Origin of the sequence: Moorena sp. SIO3H5 (genome assembly GCF_010692395.1) — a bacterium.
GTDB lineage: Bacteria > Cyanobacteriota > Cyanobacteriia > Cyanobacteriales > Coleofasciculaceae > Moorena.
Map to the genome: position 1 here is coordinate 1 of NZ_JAAHHS010000439.1, position 6,119 is coordinate 6,119.

The following is a 6,119-nucleotide window of genomic DNA, read 5'->3' on the forward strand; positions in this document are numbered from 1 at the left end:
CACCCATAGAGTCTACATCCACAGTCTTGACCTTAGGATCTTGAGTGTCATTGGCAATTTTTTCGCTTTGGCGGGTTTTGGCAAAGTCAATTAGCCACTGAGACAGCTCCGAAACCAGCAGGGTTATAACTGCGATATCATCAATTTGCCCAATGATGGGAATAAAGTCTGGGGAAATATCAATGGGGCTAAGAAAGTAAACTAGGGTTCCCAAGATGATCCACCAGCGATACTTAGAATGGCGGATAGTGTTGCGATACCAGTTGTAAAAAGATTGAATTGGATTGTTCATCAAAATTTGCGGCTTAATACCTCATCCCTCACGCAAGTTCCGTGGGTAGGAAAGCCACACCTCCAACTAATGGTTTAAGCGATGCAGAGGTGCGCTTGGGGGTTCTCCCCATGACCAACTGCATCAAGACAGGACTCAATACTCTATAGCTACTATTTATAGTGCCAGATTCTTTCAGAAACCGACTATGGTGATAACCACCCGTTTGATTAGAGTTTTTACTAGAATTAGAGATTTGAAGACTTAGGCAAATGAAACGGGCAAGATGCCCATTCCACACTGAAACGGGCAAGATGCCCATTCCACACTGAAACCAAAAATTGAAGCTTGACCTTATATGGAATTTGGTTATGGTGATCAGACCCCATTGAAATTAAATTCGTCCCTATCTCCCTATCTCCCCATCTCCCCATCTCCCTATTTCCCGTTTCTCCCCATCTCCCCATCTCCCGTTTCTCCCCAAACTACCCCCACTCCCTGCACTACCTAAGACACTCTGTACCGGATGTGCTAAAGTCCAAGTGTAAATTTCCTGACCTAATCAGTTAACTCGTGGAGAATAGGATCAGTTTCTTGGCAAGTGGTTGAAAATCAATAAAAGATTGATAGACCACTGAGTTATTTGGAAGTAAGGGCAAGTCGTGGATATTGTCGAACTTATTACAAAAGGTGGGATCGCCATGTGGCCTCTGTTGGCTCTATCGATCCTGACTATGGGTACAATTTTTGAACGGATCTGGTTTTGGGCAACTATAGCGTTGAGGGAAGGCATAATTGTTAATCGTGTTCTAGAGGCAGCAGCTGGTAGTTGGCATGTTGCTAGACAAATTGCCCTAGAGTCACGCCGACAACCCATCGGTAGATATTTGTATGCTCCTTTACGACTAAATAATCCTGACCCAGAGGTATTCCGGCTGGCTCTAGAGTCGGCTGCGGATGATGAATTAGCTGCTATGCGACGGGGGGACAAACTCCTGGAAGCTGTGATTGCTCTAGCACCACTGTTGGGATTACTCGGTACAGTGTTGGGCTTGATTAATTCATTGGGTTCCATTCGCATTAGTGACCTTGGCACAGCTTCCACCGATGGGGTGACTCAGGGGATTGGAGAATCTCTGATTAGCACAGCTACCGGTTTGATTGTGGCGATTATCAGTCTGGCTTTCTATCGACTATTTCAGGCTTTTTGGTTTAACCAAGTTAAAGTGTTCCGCAAAGCTGGAAGCGAGTTGGAATTGCTTTATCGACAAGATTGGTTACAACAAGAAGAAAGCTCTTAGTCACAGGAAAAATTTATGACGAAAAAAAAGGATTCAGCTCCTTCCCCAATGGCAGTCCATCCTCTAAGACTGCGAATGGATAGCTCGCCGGAAGAGGTTCGGGTTGAGATTGTTCCCCTGATTGATGTAATTTTTTGTATTCTGACCTTTTTCATTTTGGCAGCTGTTACTTTATCTCGCCAGCAAGCCCTGAGCGTGGATTTGCCTAAGGCAAGTACTGCTAAGGCTCAAGGACGGGAAATCTTAATGGTTAGCCTTAATGAGTTTGGTCAACTCTACGTTGAACAGGAGCCAGTAGTAACCCAAGAGCAGTTCAAAAAGAAACTGCAGGCATATCGTCAAACCAATCCTTATGGGTTGATGGCGCTTTATGCTTCCAAGGAGGCCAGTTACAACGAGGTCGTTCAGGTATTGGATGTGCTACGACAAGTGGGAGGCGATCGCGTAGCCCTAGCTACTCTACCGGGATCCTCAGGTCAATCTATTGACTTTATTCCTTCCCTGCCATCGGGAACAGGTGTGCCTAAGGTTAACTCTCCTGGAAACAACTCCTCTGATGCTCTTAATGACATATTAAAGTTCTTGCCTGGAAATAAATAAGGTTGTTGGTAAGTGTGGGAAGTGTCGGAGGTGTGGGGAGATGGGGAGGTGGGGAGATGGGGAGTCAGAAAGGGTTTTTTCCCCCACCTTAATAAGGGTGACCCACACAGAAATCAAACCACTCGCGCTTTGGATCAAGACAATGTCTTTAACTATACCCAATTATTGAAAACTACTTTTCCCCCCACACTCCCCTATCTTCCCACGCGCCCCCGCCCCTCTCCCCACACTCCCCTCTCTCTAGATTCCTATGCTGGAACCTCAATTTTTTTGCTTCCAGCAAGACCAAAGGCTTTATGAATAGCTTGCAATGCTCGCACTCCTTGGTCTTGGGCAACAACACAGCTAATCTTAATTTCTGAGGTGGCAATCATTTGAATATTGATTTGTTCCGAAGCTAGGGCAGCAAACATTTGTGCTGCGATCCCTGGTTGGCCAACCATGCCACCACCGACAATACTGACTTTTGCAATATCCGCATCCAGGAGAATTTCACTACACCCAATCACTGGTGCGATCTGTTGTAGAGCTTTCTGAGCCATTTCTGCTTCCGCTTGAGGTACTGTGAAGGCAAGATCCCTGGTGGCAATTCCATTAATGATTCGACAGCGTTGGGACTGGATAATCATATCAATACTAATATTGTGCTCTGCCAAGGTTCCAAATATCTTGGCTACCATGCCTGGACGATCGGGAATTTGACGAATGGCTAGACGGGCTTGCTTGACGTCTAGGGCTACACCTCGAACGGGGGGATGGGTGACCGGAGTTAAGTGGTGACTATCTCCTGCTTCAGGAGGAATGGGTAGATGAATGGGGGTATTGTTGATATCGAAACAGTTACACAAGGCCGCGATCGCGCGATCGCATTCGAGGGCATCAATCACACAGCTGACTTTGATTTCGGAGGTGGAAATCATCTCAATGTTGACACCAGCATCCGCTAAAGCCTCGAACATCTGAGCCGCAACCCCAGGACGTCCAATCATCCCTGCCCCAGTGATCGAGACTTTAGCAATATCCCTACCTACCATCACTTCTGCTTCTTGGGTATCGGGGGTGGTTTGGCGACGCAGGGCGGGAGCAATGGCTTCGGCTACTGCTTCCGCTCGATTGATCATAGCGGTATTGACGGTAAAGGCAATATCATTAGTATTATGTTCGTGAATTGACTGGATAATCAAATCCACATCTAGGTCTTGAACTGCAATTTCACCAAACAACCGTGCTGCTACACCAGGGGAATCGGGCACTCGTAAGAGGGCTATTTTTGCCTGGTCGGTGTCATATTCTACGGTATTCACTGGTCGAGCAATTTCCAACCCCTGTAAGGAACGGGGGGGAGAGCTTGGGGAAATTACCCTAGTGCCAGGCTCATCGCTCCAGCTGGATAGTACCACTAAGGTTAAGCCATAGTTGCGAGCAATTTCCACTGCACGGGGATGGAGGACTTTTGCCCCTAAGCTAGCTAATTCCAGCATTTCATCAGCAGTAATTTCCGGCATTAGTTGAGCATCCGGTACAATCCGGGGGTCAGTGGTTAAAATCCCCGGTACATCGGTATAAATCTCACACCGAGATGCCCCCAGTGATGCGGCTAGGGCTACGGCTGAGGTATCAGAGCCACCCCGACCTAGGGTAGTTATTTCTAACTCATCAGTGCTGGTGATGCCCTGGAAACCAGCAACCACTACAACTTTCCCGTCCTTCAAACATCGCTCCAGCCGCTGGGTTTCGATTTGCAGAATCCTAGCGCTACTGTGTTTAGCTTCTGTTACAATACCCACTTGAGCGCCAGTGAGGGAAATAGCTGGTTGTTCTAATTCCTGTAGCGCCATGGATAATAGAGCAATGGACACTTGCTCACCGGTGGATAGCAACATATCCATTTCCCGACGACAGGGATTAGGGGATATGGCTTTCGCTAGTTGTACCAAACCATCGGTAGTCTTACCCATAGCGGACACCACCACTACCACGGAATTGTCCTGTTGCACTGTTTTGAGAATTCGCTGGGCAACGGCTTGTATGCGTTCTACAGAGCCTACCGAGGTACCACCGTATTTTTGGACAACTAGCGCCATAAGCTTATTCCACTATTTGTTTTTTTGTTTGACTCCCGTTTCCAGGATTGAGTTAATTGTAATTACCTGGATACGTTAACAGAAGAGTAAATAATTGTCAACAAAAAAAAATTTTTCAGTCTCTTGTTTCTAGGGAAGCAATCAGCAAAAACCTTCACCAAATTAAATTAAGATACAGCACAAAACCAGGCAAAACCTCATCTCCAGATAAACTAGTGGGAGACTCTAAAACTTCAACCTCTTTACTTGGTCGATAAATTTCCACTTGTCGCTCTTTACGATTAATCAACCAACCTAAACGAGTACCATTGTCTCGGTATTCTTCCATTTTTTTGCGAATTGCTGTCAAGCTATCACTGGGAGAACGTAACTCAATCACAAAATCAGGACATAGGGGCAGAAATTTCTCTTGTTGTTGAGGAGTTAAACTATTCCAGCTTTGTAATGGTATCCAAGATGCATCGGGGGAACGGTCGGCACCATTGGGGAGTTTAAAACCAGTCGAGGAATCGAAAGCAATGCCAGTTCCATTGGAATCACTCCAGTTAAACAACTGTTGGTTTAATCTACCATTCCGGTTTCCGGTGCTGCCGCCAGTGGGTGACATAATAATTAAATCTCCCTTAGCATTGCGTTCAAATTTAAAATCATCGTTGTCTTTACAAAGCTGGAAAAATTGCTCGTCGGTAAGGTTAATTGATTGGAGATCAAGGGTTAAGGAAGTCATAATTTTTTAGGAAAGGGAGTAGGGAGTAGGGAGTAGGGAGTAGGGAATAGGGAGTAGGGAGTAGGGAGCAGAAACCTAAGTGTATTTTATAATTATAATTAACCCTATAGAATTGTTTTAGCGATTGACCTTTGCGACCCTAAACTATTCCGATCGCTTTTAGCGGAAGCTGAGGCCTTTGTTGTCCTATGAAAATTGACTACTAATAGAAGAGCTAGTGTAGGTACCTGGACAAAAATAAACCTCACAGTATTAACTTGTGTAAAGCTGCCAAAAGTCCCTCTGCTCCCTGCTCCCTGCTCCCTGCTCCCTCTTATCTCTTCCCTGTTCCCTGTTCCCGTCTTGATGCAGTCGCTCATGGGGGAAACCCCCAAGACCGCGCTGCATCGCTGTTCCCTGTTCCCTAAAATTTGTACCTCACCAAATTTAAAACCGCTATAGTGTAGCAACTCCGATACCATAGCTTGGTCAAAAAAGACAGAACCAACGGCTGGGTTTTTTAGCGAGTTTCAACGATACCTTAGCGATAGGCGTTAAATTTGAGTAGGAAATACCACCACTATGTCTAAAACTATCACCTCTGCTGTTGTGCCTAATACTCCTCCTATACCGCCAACTCAATATGAACTTCCCTGTGATGACGGTATTCCCATGGAAACGGAACGACATAAACTTCAGATGGAATTGCTGACTGACCCGTTATACCCTTGGTTAGCCCAGCGGGAGGATGGCTATTTTGGGGGTAATATGTTTCTTTACTTCAGTACAGAACAAATTAAGAATCAAGATTTTAGAGGTCCGGATGTATTTGTAGTGCTTGGAGTTCCGAAAGCCGAACGACTCAGTTGGGTAGTTTGGGAAGAAGGTAAAGCACCTGATGTGATTATTGAGCTAATTTCTGACAGTACAGCCAACACGGATAAAACTACTAAAAAATTAGTTTATCAAGACCAAGTCAGAGTACCAGAATATTTTTGGTACGACCCGTTTAATCCAGAGGATTTTGCCGGATTTAGATTGCACAATGGCGTCTATCAGCCTTTAACTGAAGATGAACAAGGACGACTAATTAGCGAAAGATTAGAATTAGCCTTAGTTCGTTGGCAAGGGGTTTATAAAAATGTCGATACGACAGA

8 protein-coding genes are annotated in these 6,119 nt (G+C 45.5%); 4 read left to right on the plus strand and 4 right to left on the minus strand.

Annotation, left to right across the window (positions count from 1 at the left end):
• The coding region (locus F6K52_RS30620) for a YkvA family protein (RefSeq protein WP_293087782.1) at positions 1 to 292 on the minus strand (292 nt) is incomplete at its 3' end.
• A 227-nt stretch (positions 293 to 519) separates the two neighbouring features.
• Positions 520 to 738 (minus strand): hypothetical protein, encoded by a 219-nt coding sequence (locus tag F6K52_RS30625; RefSeq protein WP_293087787.1) that lies wholly within the window; start codon positions 736 to 738, stop codon positions 520 to 522.
• 195 nt (positions 739 to 933) lie between these two features.
• Here F6K52_RS30625 and F6K52_RS30630 point away from each other — a divergent pair, with 195 nt between their 5' ends.
• Entirely contained in the window at positions 934 to 1,572 is a 639-nt protein-coding gene (locus F6K52_RS30630) for a MotA/TolQ/ExbB proton channel family protein (RefSeq protein WP_293087791.1), read from the plus strand.
• Between the two features lie 15 nt (positions 1,573 to 1,587).
• The gene (locus F6K52_RS30635) at positions 1,588 to 2,172 is read left to right on the plus strand and encodes a biopolymer transporter ExbD (RefSeq protein ID WP_293087796.1); all 585 of its coding nucleotides are present in this window, start codon (positions 1,588 to 1,590) and stop codon (positions 2,170 to 2,172) included.
• A gap of 248 nt (positions 2,173 to 2,420) precedes the next feature.
• Here the strand turns inward: F6K52_RS30635 and F6K52_RS30640 are convergent, their stop codons facing one another.
• A complete protein-coding gene (locus F6K52_RS30640; RefSeq protein WP_293087800.1) occupies positions 2,421 to 4,256 on the minus strand; it encodes an aspartate kinase in 1,836 nt (611 codons plus the stop codon).
• 154 nt (positions 4,257 to 4,410) lie between these two features.
• Positions 4,411 to 4,983 carry a Uma2 family endonuclease gene (locus F6K52_RS30645; protein ID WP_293087805.1) on the minus strand — a complete coding sequence of 191 codons (573 nt, stop codon included), beginning with the start codon at positions 4,981 to 4,983 and terminating at the stop codon, positions 4,411 to 4,413.
• A gap of 257 nt (positions 4,984 to 5,240) precedes the next feature.
• Here F6K52_RS30645 and F6K52_RS30650 point away from each other — a divergent pair, with 257 nt between their 5' ends.
• Together F6K52_RS30650 and F6K52_RS30655 are read left to right on the plus strand one after the other, a co-directional pair.
• A complete protein-coding gene (locus F6K52_RS30650) occupies positions 5,241 to 5,390 on the plus strand; it encodes a hypothetical protein (protein ID WP_293087811.1) in 150 nt (49 codons plus the stop codon).
• 154 nt (positions 5,391 to 5,544) lie between these two features.
• Positions 5,545 to 6,119 (plus strand): Uma2 family endonuclease (locus F6K52_RS30655; protein WP_293087816.1); only part of this gene is annotated, 575 nt, incomplete at its 3' end.